Source organism: Burkholderia thailandensis E264 (assembly GCF_000012365.1).
In the GTDB taxonomy this organism is placed as follows: domain Bacteria; phylum Pseudomonadota; class Gammaproteobacteria; order Burkholderiales; family Burkholderiaceae; genus Burkholderia; species Burkholderia thailandensis.
The window spans coordinates 490,520-512,100 of sequence record NC_007650.1; the positions used below are offsets into that span (position 1 = coordinate 490,520).

Below are 21,581 nucleotides of genomic sequence, written 5' to 3' on the forward strand. Positions count from 1 at the left end.
ACGCGCGCTGCCGCGCGCGACGCCGAATCCATTGCGAAGGAGAACGACATGACGCAAGCCGCACCCGCGGCGCCCGAAGCGCCGCCGTCCGTCGCGCCGTTCCACGACGGCGAGCTCGCCGCGCAGCGGCGCGCGGGCGTCGCGGACGCGGCCGCCGAGTCCGGCGGGCGCGGCATCCGTGCGTTCATGCCCGATCAGCACCGCGCGTTCTTCGCGCAATTGCCGTTCTTCGTCGTCGGCGGCGTGGACGGCGACGGCCAGCCGTGGGCGACGTTGCGCGTCGGCGCGCCGGGCTTCATCTCGTCGCCGCAGCCGCGCACGCTCGACATCGCGGGCGGCGCGCTGCGCGACGATCCGCTCGCCGGCAGTTGGCGTGTCGGCAGTCTGCTCGGTGGGCTCGGCATCGAGCTGCATACGCGGCGGCGCAACCGGATCAACGGCGTCGTCGCGTCGCTCGAGGGCGATGCGATGTCGGTGACGGTCGGCCAGAGCTTCGGCAACTGCGCGAAGTACATCCAGAGCCGCACGCCGACGCCCGCGCCGCCGCAGCGGGCGTACGCCGCGCCGCCTCAGCGGCGCGCCGCGCGGCTCGACGCCGACGATCGCGCGCTGCTCGCGCGCGCGGACACGTTCTTCATCGCGACCGCGAACACGTCGGACGCGGCGGGCGGCGCGCGCGGCGTGGACGTGTCGCATCGCGGCGGACCGCCCGGCTTCGTGCGCGTGGACGACGACCGCACGCTGACGACGCCCGACTACAGCGGCAACAACTTCTTCAACACGATCGGCAACCTGCTGCGCGATCCGCGCGCGGGTTTGCTGTTCGTCGACTTCGCGCGCGGCGATCTGCTGTACGTGGCGGCCGACGCGGAGATCGTCTGGGACGGGCCGGCGCTCGCCGCGTTCGACGGCGCGCAGCGGCTCGTGCGCTTGCGCATTCGCGAAGTGCGGCGCAGTGCGGCGGTGCTGCCGTTCCGGTGGTCGGCGCCGCGGTTCGCGCCGCAGTTCGCGGCGTGGGGCGGGGCGGGGGTGTTTTCGTCTTCGTCTTCGTCGGGGATGGGGGCGGCGGGTGTCGCGGGCCTGGCGAGGGTGGAATCGGCGGAATTGCCGGAATCGTCGATGTTGTCGAAAGTGTTGAAGGCGTCCGAGGCGTCCGAGGCGTCCGAGGCATCGGAAGCATCGGAAGCATCGGAAACGCGCGACGGGCCGAAAGCCCCGGAAGCGCCGCATACAACGCAGGCGACGAACGAGGCGGAGATGCCGCAGGCTTCCGCCGCGATTTCGGCGCGGTCGCCGGATGCACGCTGGCGCACGCTCGTCGTCGCGGCGGTGCGCGACGAGACGCCCGACGTCCGCTCGTTCGAGCTCGAAGCCGCCGACGCGGGCCCGCTCGCGCCGTTCGAGCCGGGCCAGCATCTGACGATCCGGTTGCCCGCGGCCGGGCAATCCGGACCGCTGATCCGAAGTTACACGCTGTCCGACGCATTCGACGGCCGGCGCTACCGGATCAGCGTCAAGCGCGACGGCCGCGCGTCGTCATGGCTGCACGATCATGCGCGGCCCGGCGTGCGGATCGACGCGACGGCGCCGCGCGGCGCGTTCACGTTCGATGCGGCGAGCCCGCGGCCCGCCGTGTTCGTGTCGGCGGGGATCGGCATCACGCCGATGATCGCGATGCTCAACGCCGTGCTCGCGCGCCGTGCGGCCGGTGCGCCGGCCGATGCGCACGCGAAGCGGATCTACTTCGTGCACGGCGCGCGGCGCGGCGACGAGCGGCCGTTCGCCGCGCATCTCGCCGCTGCGGCGCGCGCGCATCCGGCGTTGTCTGTGCACCTGTTCGATAGCCGCGCCGACGGCGCGTCGGCCGGCGCGTCGCCGGGCCGCGTGAGCATCGATGCGCTGCAACGCGTGTTGCCTTTCGGCAGCTACGACTTCTATCTGTGCGGGCCGGCTTCGTTCATGAAGTCGCTGTACGACGGGCTGCGCGCGCTCGACGTGCCGGACGGGCGCATCCGCCTCGAGGCGTTCGGGCCGGCGAGCGTTCGGCGCACGGCGTTGCGAGGCGGCGCGGCCGCGATCGTGGCGGCCGATGAAAAGCCCATCGTGAAGCATGGCGGGAACGGGGACGGAAACGACGGCGAGAAGAGCGGCGAGAAGAGCGGCGAGAAGAGCGGCAAGAAGAGCGGCGGCGGAGACGACGCGAAAGCCGGCGGGCAGGCCGGCGCGCATGCGGCGACCGTCGTGTTCAGCCGGTCGAGGCGCACGGTCGAATGGACGCCGCGTGACGGCACGCTGCTCGAACTCGCGGAGGCGCACGGTGTGCCGGCGGACTCGAATTGCCGGTCCGGCGCGTGCGGCACGTGCACGACACGCGTGCTCGGCGGACGGGTTCGGTACGGCGGCACGGTCGACGCGGAAGTCGCGCCGGGCATGGCGCTCGTCTGCATGGCGACGCCGGATTGCGCCGGCGATGCGGAAAGTGGGCCGCCCTGCGTGACGCTGGATCTGTAGCGCGGCGGATCGAAGCCGCCTCGCTGCTTCGTCGCTTCGCGGTATCGCCACTCGCGGCAAGGTGCGCGCCGAAGCCGAACGCCAGCGCTCCTACCTCGCCAAAATCCCGCCGGCAATCGAAATCACGCGCCGCATGCGCGAGCAAACATCTTTCGTTCCCCGATCGATCCGGCCACTGGCGTTCGCCGCCCGCGCACGTTATGTTCTCGTCCGATGAATAAACGGGCTCGCGCGTCCGATCGAGGCGGCCGGCGAGCCGGACCGGTCGCGCCGGCGAAGGCGGCTTCCCATCCCAGCATCCGAGGTATGTTCGTGGACATCTTGCGCAGCTTGTGTGGCATCGTGGTATTGCTCGGCGTCGGTTATGCGCTGTCGATCAACCGGCGGGCGATCAGCGCCCGCACCGTCGTCGCGGCGCTCGCGACGCAGCTTGCGATCGGCGCGCTCGTGCTGTTCGTGCCCGTCGGCCGCGACGCGCTCGCCGCCACCGCGCACGCGGTCAACAGCGTGCTCGAGATGGGGCAGCACGGCGTCGCGTTCCTGTTCGGCGGCCTCGTCGGCGACAAGATGTTCGCGCTGTTCGGCGACGGCGGCTTCGCGTTCGCGCTGCGCGTGCTGCCGATGATCGTGTTCGTCACGTCGCTGATCGCGGTGCTGTACCACGTTGGCGTGATGAAGTGGCTGATCCGGATCGTCGGCACCGCGATGGCGAAGCTGCTCGGCGTGAGCCGCATCGAGGCGTGTTCGGCCGTCGCGACGATCTTCCTCGGCCAGAGCGAGATGCCCGCGTTCGTGAAGCCGTTCATCCGGCGGATGAGCCCGACCGAAGTGTTCGCGGTGATGTCGAGCGGCATGGCGTCGGTCGCGGGCTCGGTGCTCGCCGGCTACGCGGGGCTCGGCGTGAAGATGGAGTATCTGCTCGCCGCGTCGTTCATGGCGATTCCGGGCGGCCTGCTGTTCGGCAAGATGCTGTGCCCGACGACGGAGCCGTCGCGCGTCGTCGTCGATTCGCTCGAATTCGACGAGAAGCGCGCGGCGAACGTGATCGAGGCGGCCGCGTCCGGCGCGGGCGTCGGGATGCGCATCGCGGTGAACGTCGGTACCATGCTGATCGCGTTCATCGGCCTGATCGCGCTGCTGAACGCGATGGTCGGGCTCGTCGCCGGCTGGCTCGGCTTTGCCGGCGTCACGCTGCAATCGCTGCTCGGCGTGCTGTTTTCGCCGCTCGCGTGGCTGATCGGCGTGCCGTGGCGGGATGCGTCGGTGGCCGGCAGCTTCATCGGCCAGAAGCTGATCCTGAACGAGTTCGTCGCGTACGGCGCGCTGTCGCCCTACCTGAAGGACGCCGCGCAGGTCGTCGCGGCCGGGCTCCCGGTGCTCGCGCCGAAGACGATCGCGATCGTGTCGTTCGCGCTGTGCGGCTTCGCGAATTTCTCGTCGATCGCGATCCTGACGGGCGGTTTCACCGCGGTCGAGCCCGGCATGCGCTCCGACGTCGCGCGCTACGGCTTGCGCGCGCTCGCGGCCGCGACGCTGTCGAACCTGATGAGCGCGACGATTGCCGGGCTGTTCCTGTCCCTTTCCTGAACGAGGTGCTCGCATGGAGCTTTCGTTGAATCGCAACCAATTGACCGAAGCGGCGCTGAAGGCGCTGCACCTGATCGACCTCACGTCGCTGAACGACGACGACACCGACGACAGCATCGCCGCGCTCGCCGCGTCGGCCGACACGCCGGTCGGCACGCCGGCCGCGCTGTGCGTGTATCCGCGCTTCGTCGGCGTCGCGCATGCGGCGCTCGCGCGGCACGGGCTCGTGCTGCCGGTGGCGACCGTCGTGAACTTTCCGCACGGCGAGGCCGATCCGGACGCGGCCGCGCGCGAGACGGCCGACGCGCTCGCGCGCGGCGCGGACGAGATCGATGTCGTGTTTCCGTATCGCGCGCTCGCCGACGGCAACGAGCGGATCGGGCGCGAGCTCGTCGCGCAATGCCGCGCGGCGGCGGGCAGCCAGTGTCTGAAGGTGATCCTCGAGACGGGCGAGTTGCGCGACGCAGCGGCGATCCGCCGCGCGAGCGAGATCGCGATCGAGGAGGGGGCGGATTTTCTGAAGACGTCGACAGGCAAGGTCGCGGTGAACGCGACGCTCGACGCGGCGGCCGTGATGCTCGCGACGATCCGCGTCGCGGGCCGCACGGTCGGCTTCAAGGCGGCGGGCGGCGTGCGCACCGCGCAGGATGCGGCGCAATACCTGTCGCTCGCGCAGCGCGAGCTCGGCCCGGGCTATCTGACGAGCGCGACGTTTCGCTTCGGCGCGTCGGGGCTGCTCGGGAATCTGCTCGAGACGCTCGGGCACCGGGCGGGGGCGACGCGCAGCGGGGGGTATTGAGCGACGCCGGGCGATGCGGGGGCGCCGCGCTCGAATGCATGATGCCCGGCTTCATGCGCGTTGGAGCGCGCCGCCCGGCTCGCCGCGCGGCGTCGATCAGCCGGGCTGCGGCTGCGTCGCGCGGTGAATCCCGCCGCCGTCCGCGGCAACGCCGTCGCAACGCACCGGCTGGCGCGCGCCGTCACGCTCGCGCGGCTCCGACGGTTCGCGGCGAAACGCGCCCGGCTGATGCGCGGCTGCGCCGATCATGTTTTCCGCTTGCCGATATGGCGTCGGCGCGCTTGAACAGGCCGCGCTTTGCGGCCGGCCGTATCGTCTTCTTCCTCGAACGATCCGATTCGCCGGCCGGCCGCCGGCACGGGTGAACGGAAACGCGACGTGCCCGGCGGCGTGACGCGGAAGACGCGAGCGACGGCTTGAGGCCACGCGATGCGATGAGAAGCGATGAGAAGTGATGAGAAGCGCAAGACGCGCCGGACGCCAATTCGTCAATGAACCGGCGCATAGCCGAGCTTCTCGACGCCATACGCCTCGATCCAGTCGTCGCGATCGTCGAATCCCATCGTTTTCGCGAGGTAGTCGGCCATGTCTTCCGGTGTCGGCGTGACCGATGAATCGTAGTAACCCAGCGGTGCTTCGGCTTTCGGCATCAAGATGGCGTAGCGCATGTCGACCTCCCTGTCTTTGATCATCTTAACGGCCGCCCCCCCCGTCGCCTTGACAGGGAAAATCCCCGGTTAGAGTGATATGCCGAATTTCCGGACCGCCAGGCGACAGGCGCGCGATTACTTTTTTTGAATTCGTTATCTCGTTATTCGGCCGTGCGAGACGGCGACGTTTATTGAAATTCGCCGGTGCGCTCGCGATTTGCGCGGGTGTTCGCCGTCTCGCGTCGATTCGACGGCCGCGTGTACCCTGCAACGGGACTGCCGGGGGCGGTCGGGATCGGAAACGGAAGGCAATGAGCGGCGCGAGACGGAATGCGCGCTTTTCCGCTCGAGCGTTTCCGTGGTCGATACGCATCTCGTGAAACGAGAGGATTCCGGATGATCCCGTTGCAGATTGTCCGGCCATGCGGGCCGGGCTTATTCGGTTTGCCGTGCGCGACGCAGGCCAAGGATCGCGCACGGCGACTGAGCGGAACACGTCGAGCGCGAAACATGCGCGCGGCCCGAGTCTCGATTTTGTCGCGCGCGGGCGCGTGTCGTTCCAATCGGTCGAGGTTGCGCGGGGCTTCAGGTTTTCGCGTGCCGCGCGCGCACTCGTGTTAGCGTTTGTTCTCGCGGGATGTCGCCCGGCCGCGCGGCGCCTTCGTCGCCTCGAATGCTGTCGAATGCAATCGTGTCGTTGAAAATCAACCGCTTATGCAAACCATGACCTTCCTGCCGCAGGAATTCATTCGCAAGGTGCGCGACCGCGAGCCGTTCGACGCGGCCGATGTCGCGCGTTTCGTGCGCGGCGTGACGACGGGCGACGTGACCGAAGGCCAGATCGCCGCGTTCGCGATGGCCGTCTACTTCAACGAGCTGCCGCTGTCCGCGCGGATCGCGCTGACGCTCGCGCAGCGCGATTCCGGCGACGTGCTCGACTGGCGCGGCGAGCGTCTGAACGGCCCTGTCGTCGACAAGCATTCGACTGGCGGCGTCGGCGATCTGACCTCGCTGCTGATCGGGCCGATGGTCGCCGCGTGCGGCGGCCACGTGCCGATGATCTCGGGCCGCGGCCTCGGCCATACGGGCGGCACGCTCGACAAGCTCGAGGCGATTCCCGGCTACGATGTCGCGCCTCGCGTCGATACGCTGCGCCGCGTCGTGCGCGACGCGGGCGTCGCGATCGTCGGCCAGACCGCACAGCTCGCGCCTGCCGACAAGCGGATCTACGCGGTGCGCGACGTGACGGCGACCGTCGAGTCGATCTCGCTGATCACCGCGTCGATCCTGTCGAAGAAGCTCGCGGCGGGCGTCGACGCGCTCGCGATGGACGTGAAGGTCGGCTCCGGCGCGTTCATGCCGACCGCGGAGAAATCGGCCGAGCTCGCGCGCAGCATCGTCGAGGTCGGCAACGGCGCCGGAATGAAGACGGCCGCGATGCTCACCGACATGAATCAGGCGCTCGCGCCGTGCGCGGGCAATGCGATCGAGGTGCGCTGCGCGATCGATTTCCTGACGGGCGCGGCGCGCCCCGAGCGGCTCGGAGCGGTCAGTTTCGCGCTCGCCGGGCAAATGCTGACGATGAGCGGGCTTGCCGAGGACGCGGGCGATGCGCGCCGCCGGCTGCGCGCCGCGCTCGAATCGGGCGCGGCCGCCGAGCGTTTCGCGCGGATGGTCGCGGCGCTCGGCGGGCCCGCCGATCTGATCGAGCGGCCGGACCGGCACCTGCCGCGCGCGGCGGTTGCCGTGCCCGTGGGCGCCGGGCGCGCCGGCCGGATCGAGCGGATCGACGCGCGCGCGCTCGGCCTCGCGGTCGTCGGCCTGGGCGGCGGGCGCGCGAAGATCGGCGATGCGCTCGACCACTCGGTCGGGTTGTCCGCGCTCGCGGAGCTGGGCGAGCGCGTGGAGGCGGGCCAGCCGCTCGCGACCGTTCACGCACGCGATGCCGACGCGGCCGCGCTGGCCGCCGATGCGGTGCGGCGCGCGTACCGCATCGGCGCGGAGCCGCCGGCGGGAACGCGCGTCGTTTACGCGGTGATCGAATGATCGATCATGCCGCGCGCGCCGGGGCTTCGACGCATCCGGCCCGTCCGGGCTCGGCGGGTATCGGATAGGCCGCGGCGTGTTGCACGGCGATGCGCGTTTGCGCAAGAACGCCGGCGAACGCAAACTTGCACGGACAAGCGACAAGCGACAAGCGCGGCCCGCGACGCCTCGCAAGCAACGTCCATCGCCGCCCGTCGCCGCGCGAAAAACGAAATCACCGAACATCAAGTCACCGAACGAGGTAACACGACATGACGCACCAAGCATTGATCGAAGCGGCGAAGGCCGCGCGCGAAAAGGCCTACGCGCCGTATTCGAACTTCAAGGTCGGCGCGGCGCTCGCGACGAACGACGGCAAGGTTTTCCACGGCTGCAACGTCGAGAATGCGTCGTACGGGCTGTGCAACTGCGCGGAGCGCACCGCATTGTTCTCGGCGCTCGCGGCGGGCTACCGGCCTGGCGAGTTCGCGGCGATCGCCGTCGTCGGCGAGACCGACGGGCCGATCGCGCCGTGCGGCGCGTGCCGGCAGGTGATGATCGAGCTCGGCAAGCCGACGCTCGAAGTCGTGCTGGCGAACATGGCGGGCGACGTGCGCGTGACGAGCGCGGGCGACCTGCTGCCCGACGCGTTCCACCTGGCGTGACGCGCGCGGCGCCGGCGGCGCGTGCGCGATTCGCCTTGTTTCGCGCGCTTTCCGCGCGTCTGGTCCATCTGGCATGATGGACGCGCGTCGCGCGCTTGCTCGCCTTCTTCGATCTCCGGCGCTTCGGCGACCGGCCGCGGGCCGCCGCGGCGCGCGCGGTCGGCATCGCGCCGCGCCGCATCGGCCGTCGTCCGGGCGCATGGCCGCGCATTCGTCCGTCGTTTCCCCTTCATTGACGCGCATCAAGGTCCGCGCCGCGCGATGCGCGATGCTGGTTTGCGTGCGCCGCCGCGCGTGTTTTGCCGCCGGCGCCGCTTATCGAAACCGGTCGGCGAGGAGACGACGATGAAATCCGATGCTGCGCTCAGGCAAGATGTCGAACAGGAACTGTATTGGGATCCGTCGCTGGATGCGCGGCAGATCGACGTATCGGTGCACGATCGCATCGTGACGCTGCGCGGCTTCGTGCCGAGCTGGGCGCAGAAGTACGCGGCGCAGAAGGCCGCGCAGCGCGTCGCCGGCGCGCGCGCGCTGGTGCTCGAGCTGAAGGTGTTGCCGGGCGAATCGCCACGCGACGACGAAGTGCTCGCCGCCGCGATCGTGTCGGCGCTCGCGTGGCAGGAAGGGCTCGCCGGACAGGAGATTCGCGTCGATGTCGACGAGGGGTGCGTCACGCTCACGGGCGAAGTCGAGTTCGGCTACCAGCGGCAGGCGGCCGAGGCGGTCGTGAGCCGGATGCGCGGCGTGATCGGCGTCGTCAACCGGATCGACGTGCATTCGCAGGACGCGGGCGAAACCGTGCGCGAGCGCGTCTCGGATGCGCTCGCGCGCCGCGCGCAGCGGGAGGCCGCGCATATCGACGTCGACGAGCGCGACGGCGTCGTCACGCTGACGGGCGTCGTCGATTCGCTGATCGAGCGGCGCGCGGCCTGCGGCGCCGCGTGGTCGGTGAAGGGCGTGCGCGAAGTCATCGACCATCTGACCGTCGCTTAGGCGCGCGCGGCGCTTGCGCGTCGCGCGCGGCGTTCGACGCCGACCGGCGGCAAGCGGCAAGCGGCAAGCGGCAAGCGGCAAGCGGCAAGCGGCAAGCGGCAAGCGGCAAGCGGCAAGCGGCAAGCGGCAGTCCGCTTGTGCCCAAGCGGACTGCCCGACACCGGATCGACCGTGCGCCTTGCGGCGTGCGGTCGCGCGTCGCCGCATCAGGCCGTCACGTTTTCTTTCTGTTGCCACGATCGCCCGAGATGCCCGAAATCGTCACCATCACGCCGAATCCCGCTGTCGACGTCGCGACGGCCGTCGAGCGCGTCACCGACACCCGCAAGCTGCGCTGCGGCCCCGCGCGGCGCGATCCGGGCGGCGGCGGGATCAACGTCGCGCGCGTGCTGACGCGCCTCGGCGCCGATTGCTCGGCCGTCTATCTCGCGGGCGGCGGCACCGGGCTCGCGCTGCACCGCCTGCTCGCCGACGAAGGCGTGCGCGCGCGCTGCGTCGACATCGCCGGCGAGACGCGCGAGAATTTCTCGGTGCTCGAAACGTCGACGGGGCGCGAATTCCGCTTTGTGCTGCCGGGGCCCGCGCTCGCGCCGCACGAATGGCCGCGCTGCGTCGACGCGCTCGCGCGGCTCGCCGACGCGTCGCGCTATCTGGTGATGAGCGGCAGCCTGCCGCCCGGGATGCCGGACGATTGCTATGGCCGGCTCGTGCGGATCGCGCGCGCGCGCGGCGTGCGCACGGCCGTCGACACGTCGGGGCCGGCGCTCGCGGCCGCGCTCGACGCCGGCGTCTATCTGGTGAAGCCGAGCCTGGGCGAATTGCGTGCGCTGACCGGGCTGCCGCTCGAAGACGACGGCGCGCGCCTCGCGGCGGCGCGCGCGATCGTCGGCAGCGGGCGCGCGCAGATCGTCGCGCTGACGCTCGGCGACGCCGGCGCGCTTGTCGTGTCGCGCGACGATGCGGTGCGGTTGCCGGGCGTGAAGGTCGCGGTGCGCAGCGCGATCGGCGCGGGCGACAGTTTCGTCGCGGGGCTCGTCGCCGCGCTCGATCGCGGCGCGGGCATCGCCGATGCGTCGCGCTACGCGCTCGCCACCGCGTCGGCGTCGCTGCTGAGCGAGGGCACCGCGCTGTGCACGAAGGAAGACGTCGAGCGGATCTATCGCGAACTGCCGGGGATGGCCGGCGCGTGACGCATGCGCGGTTTGCGTGAGCCGCCAACGCGCGTGCGCGGCCGGCGGGCGCCGACGGGCGATTGCTCGTTGCTCATCGAGTGCGCGAATCGGACGCCATGACCCGTGCGGCCGCGTGTGCGCCATCGGTCGACGCAATCGGCGCGACGCAGCAAGCCGCGTCGCGGCCGCCGGCCGGGGCGCTCGCGCGCGCCGCGCGATTGAGTCCGCCCGGCCGATATCGCATGCCGTACGAATCGCATTGCGCACGGTAGCCGTCGCGCGCCGTCGCGCGCGAAGCGCGACGCATCGGCGATGCCCATGCCGTTGCCGCCGGGCGACGCCCGCATGCGCTCATGCGCTCACGCATGCAGAACCGACGCCGCATCCCGCGCGATCACCTGCTCTTCGTCGGTCGGCACGACGAGCACCGCGACGCGGCTTGCGTCGCTGCTCACGATCTCCGCATTGCGCGCGTTCGCGTCCGCGTCGAGTTCGACGCCGAGCCAGCGCAGCCGCTCGCACACCGCGGCGCGCGTTTGCGGCTGATGCTCGCCGATGCCCGCGGTGAACACGAGCGCGTCGAGCCCGCCGAGCGTCGTCGCGAGCCGCGCCGCCTCGCCCGCGATCCGGAACGCGAACAGCGCGAGCGCATCGCGCGCGCCGGCCGACGGATCGGCGAGCAGCGCGCGCGCGTCGCCGCTCACGCCGGACACGCCGAGCAAGCCCGAGCGGTGATACAGCATCTGCTCGACGTCGTCGACCGAGTAGCCGAGCGTCTTCTGCAGGTGCAGCACGACGCCCGCGTCGAGCGTGCCGCAGCGCGTCGCCATCGGAACGCCGTCGAGCGTCGAGAAGCCCATGCTGGTGTCGCGGCTCACGCCCGCGTCGAGCGCGCAGAGGCTCGCGCCGCTGCCGAGATGCGCGGCGACGACCTTGCCGCGCGCCACCGCCGGATGCCGCTCGCGCAGCCGCCCGGCGACGTACCGGTACGACAGCCCATGAAAGCCGTAGCGTTTGACGCCTTCGTCGAACAGCGCGCGCGGCAGCGCGAAGCGCCGCACGAGATCGGACTGCGTGCGGTGGAATGCGGTGTCGAACGACGCCACCTGCGGCAGATGCGGCCGCAGGTGGCGCAGCGCGCGAATCAGCCGAACGCTCTGCGGCTGATGCAGCGGCGCGAGCGGCACGAGCGCCGCGATCGCGTCGAGCGTGCGCTCGTCGATGCGCACCGGCCCGCCGAACGCGTCGCCGCCGTGCACGACGCGGTGCCCCACCGACACCAGCTCGTGCACCGGCAGATGCGCGCCGATCCAGTTGAGCGCCTCGTCGAGCACGTCGTGCAGATCGTCGGTGACGCTCGCGGCGAGCGGCACCGTGTGCGCGTCGCCGCTGTTCGAGTATTCGAGCTGCAGCGGCGTGCGGTTGAAGTCGATCTTGCCGCGCCCGAGCGGCGCGGGCTCGCCGTTCGCGACGCTGTAGAGGCCGATCTTCAGCGTCGACGAGCCGGCATTGAACGTGAGCAGCAGCGGCTCGCTCATGACGCGAGCGCGCCGGCGCGCGTCCTTTCGGCGACGAGCTTCGCGAGCGCGGCCGAAGCGATCCGCACGCGCAGGCTGTCCGCGCGGCTCGTCAGGATGATCGGCAGCCGCGCGCCGAGCACGAGGCCCGCGGCGTCGGCGCCCGCGAAGTACATCAGTTGCTTCGCGAGCATGTTGCCCGCTTCGAGATCCGGCACGAGCAGGACGTCGGCGTCGCCGGCGACGGGCGACGCGATGCCCTTCGACGTGGCGGCGACCGCGCTTATCGCATTGTCGAACGCAAGCGGCCCGTCGACGATCGCGCCCGCGATCTGTCCGCGCGCGGCCATCACGGTGAGCGCGGCCGCATCGAGCGTGGACGGCATTTTCGGATTGACGGTCTCGACCGCCGCGAGCACCGCGACGCGCGGCCGCTCGACGCCGAGCACGTGCAGCAGGTCGACCGCGTTCTGGCAGATGTCGCGTTTTTGCTCGAGCGTCGGCGCGATGTTGATCGCCGCATCGGTGATGACGAGCGGCTTCGGATACGCGGGCACGTCCATCGCATACACATGGCTGATGCGCCGTTCGGTGCGCAGCAGCGACGCGGGGCCGACGACCGCGGCGAGCAGCTCGTCGGTGTGCAGGCTGCCCTTCATCAGCGCGGCGACCTCGCCCGCGCTGCCCATCTCGACCGCGCGCGCGGCCGCCGCGTGACTGTGCTCGACCGCCACGATCGGCACGCCCGCGAGATTCACGCCGGCCGCGTCGGCGACCGCGCGGATCTTCGCCTCCGGGCCGACCAGGATCGGCTCGATCAGGTTCGCGTCGCGCGCGTCGATCGCCGCGCGGATCGCGTCCGGCGAGCACGGATGGACGACCGCGGTGCGCAGCGGCGGCTGCTCGCGCGCGGCGCGCACGAACGTCTCGTAGCGGTCGTGGCGGCGCACCGCGACATCGGGCCCCGGCACGCGTTCCCACGCGATCGGCGTGGCGGGCGCGATCACGGTCGCCACGCCGCGCAGCACGACGTGGCCGTCCTGGTTCGTGCAGCGGGTGTCGAGCAGCACGATCCGCTTGTCCGCGCGCTTTTCCTTGACGGTCACGGTGGCCGTGATCGTGTCGCCCGGCGCGACCGGATGCCGGAACTCGAGCGTCTGGTCGAGATAGATCGTGCCGGGCCCCGGCAGCTTCGTGCCGAGCACCGCGGACACGAGCGCGCCAGTCCACATCCCGTGAACGACGACGTGGCCGAACAGGTCGTGCGCGGCGAACGTCGCGTCGAGGTGCGCGGGGTTCACGTCGCCGGACATCGCGGCGAACAGGTCGATGTCGTCGCGCGACGCGATGCGCACGAGCGATGCGCTGTCGCCGATCGCGAGCGAATCGAACGGGCGGTTCTGCAGGATTTCGCGGTCCACGCGGCGCTCCTTATTTCTGGAACACGTAGGTGCCCGGCGCGTCGCCGAGCGCGCGCGCGCCCGGCTTGCCGAGCGGCGGCGGCGCGACGCGCTGCGCGCCCGAATGCCGCGCGAGCCACGCGTGCCACGCGGGCCACCACGAGCCTTCGAAGTCGGTCGCGCCGGCGAGCCATTCGTCGGGCGAGATGTTCGGCGCGTCGGCGGCCGTCACTTTCATCCGGTAATGGCGCTTCGGATGGCCCGGCTCGCTGACGATGCCCGCGTTGTGGCCGCCGGCCGTCAGCACGAACGTCACGTCGCTGTCGGTCAGGTAGTGGATCTTGTAGACGGAGCGCCACGGCGCGATGTGGTCGTGCTCGGTGCCGACGACGAAGAACGGCGCGCGGATGTTGTGCACCGACACCGTCTGCCCGCCGATCACGTAGCGGTTCGTCGCGAGGTCGTTGTCGAGGAACAGGTGGCGCAGATACTCGGAGTGCATCCGGTACGGCATCCGCGTCGAATCGGCGTTCCACGCCATCAGGTCGATCATCGGCGTGCGCTTGCCGAGCAGGTAGTCGTGAATCACGCGCGACCAGATCAGGTCGTTCGACATCAGCAGCTGGAATGATCCCGCCATCTGGTGCGCGCCGAGAAATCCGCGCTCCCACATCATGCTTTCGAGGAAGTAGATCTCGCTGTCGTCGATGAAAAGCTGCAGTTCGCCCGGCTCGGTGAAATCCGTCTGCGCGGCGAGCAGCGTGACCGACGCGAGGCGCTCGTCGCCCGCGTTCGCCATCGCGGCCGCCGCGATCGAAAGCAGCGTGCCGCCGAGGCAGTAGCCGGTCGCGTGGACCTTCGCGCCGGGCACGATCTTGCCGATCGTGTCGAGCGCGTCCATCACGCCGAGCCTGCGGTAGTCGTCGAGGCCCAGGTCGCGGTCGCTCGCGTCGACGTTGCGCCACGAGACGCAGAACACCGTGTGCCCCGCGCCGACCAGGTAGCGGATGAGCGAGTTGTGCGCCGACAGATCGAGGATGTAGTACTTCATGATCCACGCGGGCACGATCAGCACGGGCTCCGCGTAGACGTCGGCCGTCGTCGGGCCGTACTGCAGCAGCTCGATCAGGTGGTTGCGGAACACCACGCGGCCGGGCGTCGTCGCGAGATTCTTGCCGACCTCGAAGTGCTCGGCGCCCGCGGGCGGCTGCTTGGTCAGCAGGCGGCGGATGTCGTCCAGATAGTTCCACGCGCCCTGCACGAGATTCGCGCCGCCCGTGAGCGCGGTGCGCTGCGCGACCTCCGGATTCGTCGCGACGTAGTTCGCCGGCGCGAGCATGTCGAGCAACTGCCGCGCGGAAAACGCGACGACGTCCTCGTGATGCGGCGACACGCCGGGCACGTCGCGGGTCGCCGCGCGCCACCATTGCTCGGCGAGCAGGAACGACTGGTGCCAGAAGCGGTACGGCTCGAACTGCCACGCGCTCGCGCGAAAGCGCCGGTCGCCCGGCGACGGCTGCGCGGGCAGCGCGGGCGTGCGCCCGGTCGCCGCCTCGAACAGGTATTCGGCGAGCAGCGTCGCGTGCTTCATCGCGAGCGTCGCGAGCTCCGCGCGCTTGCCGGGCGCGGCCGCGAGATGGATCAGCCAGTCCGACAGCGCGAGCCGCAGCGAGGCCGGCGACAGGCCCGACGTCAGCTTCGCGACCGATGCCTCCTTCGCGAGATCGAAGATGCGGTACGGGTTTTCCGGTTCGTGCGACACGGGCGGGTGGGCGGGCAGCGGCGCGTCGGGCGCGCCGGATTCGGGGGCATGGCGTGTGTCCATCGGTCTTCCTTCGGCTGGCGCTGCGCGGGCGGGAGCATGACGAGGCACGGCAGCCGATGCGGCCGGCCGTGCGCGAAGCCGCGGCGCGGGCGTTGCCGCGCGCTTCGATCGCATGCGTCGACGATCACTGACACGGCCACTGTAGCCATGCATAGGTCTGCGGAATCTGATTTGAATCAACGTTGGACGCCGTGCGCGACGCGTCGCCGCCGTGCCCGCGCGTCGATCGTTTCGCATCGCGAGACGCCGCGTTTCATCTGGCGATTTCCCGTTTCTTGACCGAGATCAGCCGGCGGGCGGCGCGCGCCGTTATGGTGAAGCCATCTTCGAAACAGCCAGATGGGAGCGACGGTGGCGGACCTGCAAGCGACGAACGGCACGGCGCAGGCGCAAGCGAAGCACGGCGTGAGCGACGGGCGCGTCGTCGCGGTGCGCGGCGCGGTCGTCGACGTCGCGTTCGACGGCGGCGTGCTGCCCGCGCTGAACGACGCGCTCGTGATTCCGATCGACGGCGCCGCGCCGATCCTCGCCGAGGTGCACGCGCACCTGAGCGACGCGGCGGTGCGCGCGCTCGCGCTCGGCCCGACGGGCGGGCTGCGGCGCGGCGCCGCCGTGCGCGCGACGGGCGGGCCGATTCGCGTGCCTGTCGGCGACGCGGTGCTCGGCCGCCTGCTGAGCGTCACGGGCGAGCCCGGCGACGACGGCGCGGCGCTGGCGGCGGACGTCGCGCGGCGGCCGATCCATCGCGGCGCGCCGCCGCTCGCCGAGCAGAAGAGCGCGACCGCGCTGTTCGCGACCGGCATCAAGGTGATCGATCTGCTCGCGCCGCTCGCGCAGGGCGGCAAGGCCGCGATGTTCGGCGGCGCGGGCGTCGGCAAGACGGTGCTCGTGATGGAGCTGATCCACGCGATGGTCGAGCGCTATCGCGGGATCTCGGTGTTCGCCGGCATCGGCGAGCGCTCGCGCGAAGGGCACGAGATGCTGCTCGACATGCGCGGCTCCGGCGTGCTCGGCCGCACGGTGCTCGTCTACGGGCAGATGAACGAGCCGCCCGGCGCGCGCTGGCGCGTGCCGCTCACCGCGCTCGCGATCGCCGAGTATTTCCGCGACGAGCGCGCGCAGAACGTGCTGCTCCTGATGGACAACGTGTTTCGCTTCGTGCAGGCGGGCGCGGAGGTGTCGGGCCTGCTCGGGCGGCTGCCGTCGCGGGTCGGCTATCAGCCGACGCTCGCGAGCGAGGTCGCGGCGCTGCAGGAGCGCATCGCGTCGGTCGAGGGCGCGGCGGTGACGGCGATCGAGGCCGTCTACGTGCCCGCCGACGATTTCACCGATCCCGCCGTCACCGCGATCGCCGCGCACGTCGACAGCATGGTCGTGCTGTCGCGCGCGATGGCGGCCGAAGGCATGTACCCGGCGATCGACCCGGTCGCGTCGTCGTCGATCCTGCTCGATCCGCTCGTCGTCGGCGAAGCGCACGTCGAGGTCGCGATCGAGGTGCGCCGCGTGATCGAGCATTACCGCGAACTGCAGGACGTGATCGCGCTGCTCGGCATCGACGAGCTCGGCGCGGACGATCGCCGCATCGTCGGCCGCGCGCGCCGGCTGCAGCGCTTTCTCACGCAGCCGTTCGCGGTGACCGAGGCGTTCACGGGACAGGCGGGCGCGTCGGTCGAGATCGCCGACACGATCGCCGGCTGCCGCGCGATCCTGCGCGGCGATTGCGACGACTGGCGCGAGAGCTCGCTGTACATGGTCGGCACGCTCGACGATGCGCGGCGCAAGGAAGAGGCGGCGCGCGAAGCGGATGCGCGGCGCGATGCGGCGGCGGGCGCCGCGTCCGGCTCCGCCGGGCCGCAAGGCGCGCAGCATGGCCGCTGAGCTGCGCGTGACGATCGCGACGCCGGCGCGCGTGTGCGTCGACGATCTGCCGATCGTGTCGCTGCGCGCCGAGGACGCGAGCGGCGCGTTCGGCATCCGCGCGGGCCATGTCGATTTCGTCACGCTGCTGCGCGCGTCGGTCGTGCGCTGGCGCACCGCCGACGACGCGATGCATTACGCCGCGCTCGACGGCGGCGTGCTGCGCGTGACGCGCGGCGCGCGCATCGAGATCGCGTGCCGCGACGCGGTGCTCGGCGAGTCGCTCGCGGAGCTCGAAGCGGTGGTGCGCGGCGTGCGCGAGACGCAGCTCGACGAGAAGCGCCGCGCGCGCGTCGACGAGACGCGGCTGCATGCGCAGGCGGTGCGGCGGCTGCTTACGTATCTGCGGCCCGAGCATGCGAAGGACGGCATGCTCGCGCCGATGAAGCCGGAGACGCTCGAATGACGAAGCGCCGGCCGTTCGAAGCGAAGCGCGACGATGCGGCGCGCGGCGACGCGCGCCGCGCCGGGGCGAGCGCCGCGCGGGACGACGCGCGCGACGGTGCGCCGCGCGAGCCGTCGCCGGAATCATCCGGATCTCCCGCCGCGCGCGATGGCGGAAGGCCCCCGGCCGTGCGGCCCGCCGACGCCGCGCCGAAGCCCGCCGCCGACCGCGTCGCGCAGGCGGCGCGCACGGCGGCGACGCGCGCGGCGCGCGGCGCGCGCGATCCGGAGCCGTCGCTCGGCCGGCGGCTTGCGCAGATCGGCGTGCTCGGCTGGACGATCGTCGCGCCGACGCTCGCCGCGCTCGCGATCGGGCGCTGGCTTGACCGCGTGTTCGCGTCGCGCGTGTTCTTTTCCGCGCCGCTCGTGATGCTCGGCGCGGCGCTCGGCTTCTGGCTCGCGTGGCGCTGGATGAAAGGTCAACAAGAAGGAGATCGCGATGATTGACATGTGGGACACCGCGCGCGCGTCGTTCGACGGCATCGCCGCCGTGATCGGGCTGGCGGCCGGGTTCGCCGCCGGCGCGTGCCATTTCGTATCGCTCGGCTGGAACAGCCGGCTGTTCGTCGCGGGGCGCGCGGGCGCGGCGCTCGCGTTGCAGTTCGTGCGGATCGCGCTCGCGGTGGCGGTGCTCGTCGTGCTCGCGCGCGCGGGTTTCGGCATGCTCGTCGCGGGCTCGGCCGGCTTCTTCGCCGCGCGCGCGCTCGCGGTGCGCCGCGCGGCCGCGCTGACGGGAGCGCGGCAATGAACGCGTCGCCGCTGTCGACCGTGCCGATGTTCTCGATCGGCCCCGTCGGCATCTCCGCACCCGTGCTCGCGACGTGGGCGATCATGGCCGCGCTCGTCGCGCTCGCGCTCGCCGCGCGCGGGCGGCTGAGCGTCGAAGCGCCGTCGCGGCTGCAAAGCGTGCTCGAGCTGTTCGTCGCGACGATCGACGCGCAGATCGCCGACACGATGCAGACGCCGCCCGCGCGCTATCGCGCGCTGATCGGCACGATCTTCGTGTTCGTGTTCTGCGCGAACGGCACGTCGCTCGTGCCGGGCGTCGAGCCGCCCACCGCGCACCTCGAGACCGACGCCGCGCTCGCGCTCGTCGTGCTCGCGGCGACGCTCTACTACGGCGTGCGCGTGCGCGGCGTGCGCGGCTATCTCGCGACGTTCGCCGAGCCGACGTGGGTGATGATTCCGCTGAACGTCGTCGAGCAGCTGACGCGCACGTTCTCGCTGATCGTGCGTCTGTTCGGCAACGTGATGAGCGGCGTGTTCGTGATCGGCATCGTGCTGTCGCTCGCCGGCCTGTTCGTGCCGATTCCGCTGATGGCGCTCGATCTGCTGACGGGCACGGTGCAGGCGTACATCTTCATGGTGCTGTCGATGGTGTTCATCGGCGCGGCGGTGTCCGGTGACGAAACTTCCGCGCCGCGGCGCGGGCAGGAGAATGCATGAACAATCTCATCGAAGTGGTCAGCATCGCGGCGGCCGCGCTCGCCGTGTCGTTCGGCGCGATCGGTCCAGCGCTTGCCGAGGGGCGCGCGGTCGGCGCGGCGATGGACGCGATCGCGCGGCAGCCCGACGCGTCCGGCACCGTGTCGCGCACGCTGTTCGTCGGGCTCGCGATGATCGAGACGATGGCGATCTACTGCCTCGTCGTCGCGCTGCTGCTGCTGTTCGCGAATCCGTTCGTCAAGTGACGAGGGGGCGGCGATGCGAATCGACTGGTCCACGCTCGCGCTGCAGACGATCAACGTCGTCGTGCTCGTGTGGCTGCTGTCGCGCTTCCTGTTTCGCCCCGTGAGCGACATCATCGCGAAGCGCCAGGCCGCCGCGCGCAAGCTGATCGACGACGCGGCGCACGAGCGCGACGCCGCGCGCGCCGAGCGTGAGCGGGTGCGCGGCGAGCGCGCGTCGCTCGCCGCGGCGCGCGACGACGCGCTGAAGGACGCGCTCGCGCAAGCCGCCACCGAGCGCGAGCGCCTGATCGACGCCGCGCGCGCCGACGCGCGGGCGCTGCGCGACGCGGCGCGCGCGCAGGCGGACGCCGACGCCGCGCGGCGCGCGAAGGCGCTCGACGCGCACGCGACGCGCCTCGCGATCGACATCGCTGCGAAGCTGCTCGCGCGGCTGCCGGACAGCGCGCGCGTCGCGGGCTTCGTCGACGGCGTCGCGGCGTCTCTCGCGAAGCTGCCGGCCGACGTGCGCGCGTCGCTCGCCGGCGACGACGCGCAGGTGAGGCTCGTCGCGCCGCGCGCGCTGACCGCGCAGGAGGCGGCCGCGTGCCGCGCGGCGTTCGCGGCGAGCGTCGGGCGGCCGCTCGAGCCCGACGTGCGCATCGATCCCGCGCTGATCGCGGGGCTTGAGCTCGAATCGAAATACGCGAACGTGCGCAACAGCCTGCGCCAGGATCTCGCGACCATCGAGGCGGCACTGCTGAACGACGATGACGCAAACGCCTGATGCAACCGGGGCCGCCGCCGATGCGCGCTGGCTCGCGCGCCGCCGCGGCGCGCTCGCGTGCGTCGCGCTCGCGCCCGTCGCGCAGGCGCTCGGGCGAGTCGAGCGCGTCGCGGACGGGATCGCGTTCGTGTCGGGCCTCGAGGACGCGATGCTCAACGAAGTGCTGCGCTTCGACGGCGGCGTCACCGGCTTCGCGCATACGCTCGACGAGGATCTGATCAGCGTCGTGCTGCTCGATCCCGACGCGGGCGTTCAGGCGCAGACGGCGGTCACGCGCACGGGCGCGGTGCTCGAAGTGCCGGTCGGGCCGCAACTGCTCGGGCGCGTCGTCGATCCGCTCGGCCGTCCGCTCGACGGCGGCGCGCCGCTCGGCACGGCGGACACGCTGCCGATCGAGCGCCCCGCGCCCGAGATCATCGAGCGCGACCTCGTCAGCGAGCCGCTCGATACCGGCGTGCTGATCGTCGACGCGCTCTTCACGATCGGGCGCGGCCAGCGCGAGCTGATCATCGGCGATCGCGCGACCGGCAAGACCTCGCTCGCGATCGACGCGATCGTCAACCAGCGGCATTCGGACGTGATCTGCGTGTACGTCGCGATCGGCCAGCGCGCGAGCGCGGTGCGGCGCGTGATCGACGCGGTGCGCCGTTACGGCGCGCCCGAGCGCTGCATCTTCGTCGTCGCGCCGGCCGCGTGCGCGCCGGGGCTGCAGTGGATCGCGCCGTTCGCGGGCTTTTCGGTCGCCGAGTACTTCCGGGACCGCGGGCAGCACGCGCTCGTCGTCGTCGACGATCTGACGAAGCACGCGGCGACGCACCGCGAGCTCGCGCTGCTCACGCGCGAGCCGCCCGGCCGCGAGGCGTACCCCGGCGATATCTTCTACGTGCACGCGCGCCTGCTCGAACGGGCGGCGAAGCTGTCGGCCAAGCTCGGCGGCGGATCGCTGTCCGCGCTGCCGATCGCGGAGACCGACGCGGGCAACCTCGCCGCGTACATTCCGACGAACCTGATTTCGATCACCGACGGGCAGATCGTGCTCGATTCGGCGCTGTTCGCCGCGAACCAGCGGCCGGCCGTCGACGTTGGGCTGAGCGTGAGCCGCGTCGGCGGCAAGGCGCAGCATCCGGCGCTGCGCGCCGCGTCAGGCCGCCTGCGGCTCGACTACGCGCAGTTCCTCGAGCTGGAGGCGTTCACGCGCTTCGGCGGGCTCACCGACGCGCGGCTGCGCGCGCAGATCACGCGCGGCGAGCGGATTCGCGCGTTGATCACGCAGCCGCGCTTTCGCGCGCTGCGCACGCTCGACGAGGTCGTGCTGCTGAAGGCGCTCGCGGCGGGCGTGCTCGATGCGATGTCGCCGGATCTCGTCGCGCCGTTGCGCGAGCGGCTGCCGTCGTGGCTCGACGCGCGGCTCGCGCCGCCGCGCGACCGGCTCGCGGACGACGCGGCGCTTTCGATGCTCGCGGAATCGATCGGCGAACTGGTCGAGCGGGTTGCTGCGGACGCCGCGCATCGCGCGGCGGCGGGCGGGCACGCGGAGGACGCGGCGGACGACATGGGCGGTGCGCTCGACGGCGAACACGCGAGCGGCGATGCGACAAGCATCGCCCCGACGCCGCCGGGCG

Annotated in this window: 19 protein-coding genes and 2 pseudogenes; 15 read left to right on the top strand and 6 right to left on the bottom strand. The window is 71.6% G+C overall.

The genetic code is table 11. The features are described from left to right. Positions 1 to 48: 48 nt before the first annotated feature. The 3 genes from BTH_RS02120 (at position 49) to deoC (ending at position 4,897) form a co-directional block, all read left to right on the top strand. Positions 49 to 2,511: a pyridoxamine 5'-phosphate oxidase family protein gene (locus BTH_RS02120; RefSeq protein WP_011400900.1), complete on the top strand. Its 2,463-nt coding sequence runs from the start codon at positions 49 to 51 to the stop codon at positions 2,509 to 2,511. 312 nt (positions 2,512 to 2,823) lie between these two features. Continuing rightward, a complete protein-coding gene (locus BTH_RS02125) occupies positions 2,824 to 4,098 on the top strand; it encodes a NupC/NupG family nucleoside CNT transporter (protein ID WP_009895286.1) in 1,275 nt (424 codons plus the stop codon). A gap of 13 nt (positions 4,099 to 4,111) precedes the next feature. Next, positions 4,112 to 4,897, top strand: coding sequence for a deoxyribose-phosphate aldolase (gene deoC, locus BTH_RS02130; protein WP_009895288.1), 786 nt, complete (start codon positions 4,112 to 4,114; stop codon positions 4,895 to 4,897). Between the two features lie 96 nt (positions 4,898 to 4,993). Here the strand turns inward: deoC and BTH_RS34225 are convergent, their stop codons facing one another. Then, a complete protein-coding gene (locus tag BTH_RS34225; RefSeq protein ID WP_009895290.1) occupies positions 4,994 to 5,146 on the bottom strand; it encodes a hypothetical protein in 153 nt (50 codons plus the stop codon). Positions 5,147 to 5,385: 239 nt separating this feature from the next. Continuing rightward, positions 5,386 to 5,565 (bottom strand): hypothetical protein, encoded by a 180-nt coding sequence (locus BTH_RS02135; RefSeq protein ID WP_009895292.1) that lies wholly within the window; start codon positions 5,563 to 5,565, stop codon positions 5,386 to 5,388. A 705-nt stretch (positions 5,566 to 6,270) separates the two neighbouring features. Between BTH_RS02135 and deoA the strand changes: the two genes are divergently transcribed. The 4 genes from deoA (at position 6,271) to BTH_RS02155 (ending at position 10,420) form a co-directional block, all read left to right on the top strand. After that, positions 6,271 to 7,593: a thymidine phosphorylase gene (deoA, locus tag BTH_RS02140; RefSeq protein WP_009895295.1), complete on the top strand. Its 1,323-nt coding sequence runs from the start codon at positions 6,271 to 6,273 to the stop codon at positions 7,591 to 7,593. 251 nt (positions 7,594 to 7,844) lie between these two features. Next, positions 7,845 to 8,237, top strand: a complete 393-nt coding sequence (locus BTH_RS02145; RefSeq protein WP_009895296.1) for a cytidine deaminase — start codon at positions 7,845 to 7,847, stop codon at positions 8,235 to 8,237. A gap of 345 nt (positions 8,238 to 8,582) precedes the next feature. Next, entirely contained in the window at positions 8,583 to 9,230 is a 648-nt protein-coding gene (locus BTH_RS02150) for a BON domain-containing protein (RefSeq protein ID WP_009895299.1), read from the top strand. Between the two features lie 248 nt (positions 9,231 to 9,478). Next, positions 9,479 to 10,420 (top strand): 1-phosphofructokinase family hexose kinase, encoded by a 942-nt coding sequence (locus BTH_RS02155; protein WP_009895301.1) that lies wholly within the window; start codon positions 9,479 to 9,481, stop codon positions 10,418 to 10,420. Positions 10,421 to 10,761: 341 nt separating this feature from the next. Here BTH_RS02155 and BTH_RS02165 read toward each other — a convergent pair whose 3' ends face one another. The 4 genes and pseudogenes from BTH_RS02165 to BTH_RS35515 form a co-directional block, all read right to left on the bottom strand. After that, on the bottom strand, positions 10,762 to 11,940 hold the full coding sequence (locus BTH_RS02165) for an acetate/propionate family kinase (protein WP_009895304.1): 1,179 nt from the start codon (positions 11,938 to 11,940) through the stop codon (positions 10,762 to 10,764). Next, positions 11,937 to 13,340, bottom strand: coding sequence for a bifunctional enoyl-CoA hydratase/phosphate acetyltransferase (locus tag BTH_RS02170; RefSeq protein WP_009895306.1), 1,404 nt, complete (start codon positions 13,338 to 13,340; stop codon positions 11,937 to 11,939). Before BTH_RS02170 ends, BTH_RS02165 begins: the two co-directional genes overlap by 4 nt. A 10-nt stretch (positions 13,341 to 13,350) precedes the next feature. Continuing rightward, on the bottom strand, positions 13,351 to 15,144 hold the full coding sequence (locus BTH_RS02175; protein WP_009895308.1) for a PHA/PHB synthase family protein: 1,794 nt from the start codon (positions 15,142 to 15,144) through the stop codon (positions 13,351 to 13,353). A gap of 124 nt (positions 15,145 to 15,268) precedes the next feature. Continuing rightward, positions 15,269 to 15,524 (bottom strand): annotated as a pseudogene (locus tag BTH_RS35515) (hypothetical protein). On the opposite strand from BTH_RS35515, the gene atpD reads away from it, so the two are divergent. From atpD to BTH_RS02215, 8 genes and pseudogenes are all read left to right on the top strand, one after another. Then, positions 15,496 to 17,022, top strand: a complete 1,527-nt coding sequence (atpD, locus tag BTH_RS02180) for a F0F1 ATP synthase subunit beta (protein WP_025370099.1) — start codon at positions 15,496 to 15,498, stop codon at positions 17,020 to 17,022. The pseudogene BTH_RS35515 and the gene atpD sit on opposite strands and share 29 nt — an antisense overlap. Beyond that, a complete protein-coding gene (locus BTH_RS02185) occupies positions 17,012 to 17,467 on the top strand; it encodes a F0F1 ATP synthase subunit epsilon (protein ID WP_009895311.1) in 456 nt (151 codons plus the stop codon). The genes atpD and BTH_RS02185 overlap by 11 nt, the downstream gene beginning before the upstream one ends. Then, positions 17,464 to 17,952, top strand: coding sequence for an AtpZ/AtpI family protein (locus BTH_RS02190; RefSeq protein WP_009895313.1), 489 nt, complete (start codon positions 17,464 to 17,466; stop codon positions 17,950 to 17,952). The genes BTH_RS02185 and BTH_RS02190 overlap by 4 nt, the downstream gene beginning before the upstream one ends. Next, positions 17,945 to 18,253, top strand: coding sequence for an ATP synthase subunit I (locus BTH_RS02195; RefSeq protein WP_025370100.1), 309 nt, complete (start codon positions 17,945 to 17,947; stop codon positions 18,251 to 18,253). Before BTH_RS02190 ends, BTH_RS02195 begins: the two co-directional genes overlap by 8 nt. After that, positions 18,250 to 18,951 carry a F0F1 ATP synthase subunit A gene (locus tag BTH_RS02200; protein WP_009895316.1) on the top strand — a complete coding sequence of 234 codons (702 nt, stop codon included), beginning with the start codon at positions 18,250 to 18,252 and terminating at the stop codon, positions 18,949 to 18,951. Before BTH_RS02195 ends, BTH_RS02200 begins: the two co-directional genes overlap by 4 nt. Further along, on the top strand, positions 18,948 to 19,196 hold the full coding sequence (locus tag BTH_RS02205; RefSeq protein WP_004187193.1) for a F0F1 ATP synthase subunit C: 249 nt from the start codon (positions 18,948 to 18,950) through the stop codon (positions 19,194 to 19,196). Before BTH_RS02200 ends, BTH_RS02205 begins: the two co-directional genes overlap by 4 nt. 13 nt (positions 19,197 to 19,209) lie before the next feature. Beyond that, positions 19,210 to 19,959 (top strand): ATP synthase F0 subunit B, encoded by a 750-nt coding sequence (locus BTH_RS02210; RefSeq protein WP_009895346.1) that lies wholly within the window; start codon positions 19,210 to 19,212, stop codon positions 19,957 to 19,959. Beyond that, positions 19,943 to 21,555: pseudogene (locus BTH_RS02215) on the top strand (F0F1 ATP synthase subunit alpha); the annotation flags it as partial. The gene BTH_RS02210 and the pseudogene BTH_RS02215, both read left to right, overlap by 17 nt. Positions 21,556 to 21,581: the final 26 nt, after the last annotated feature.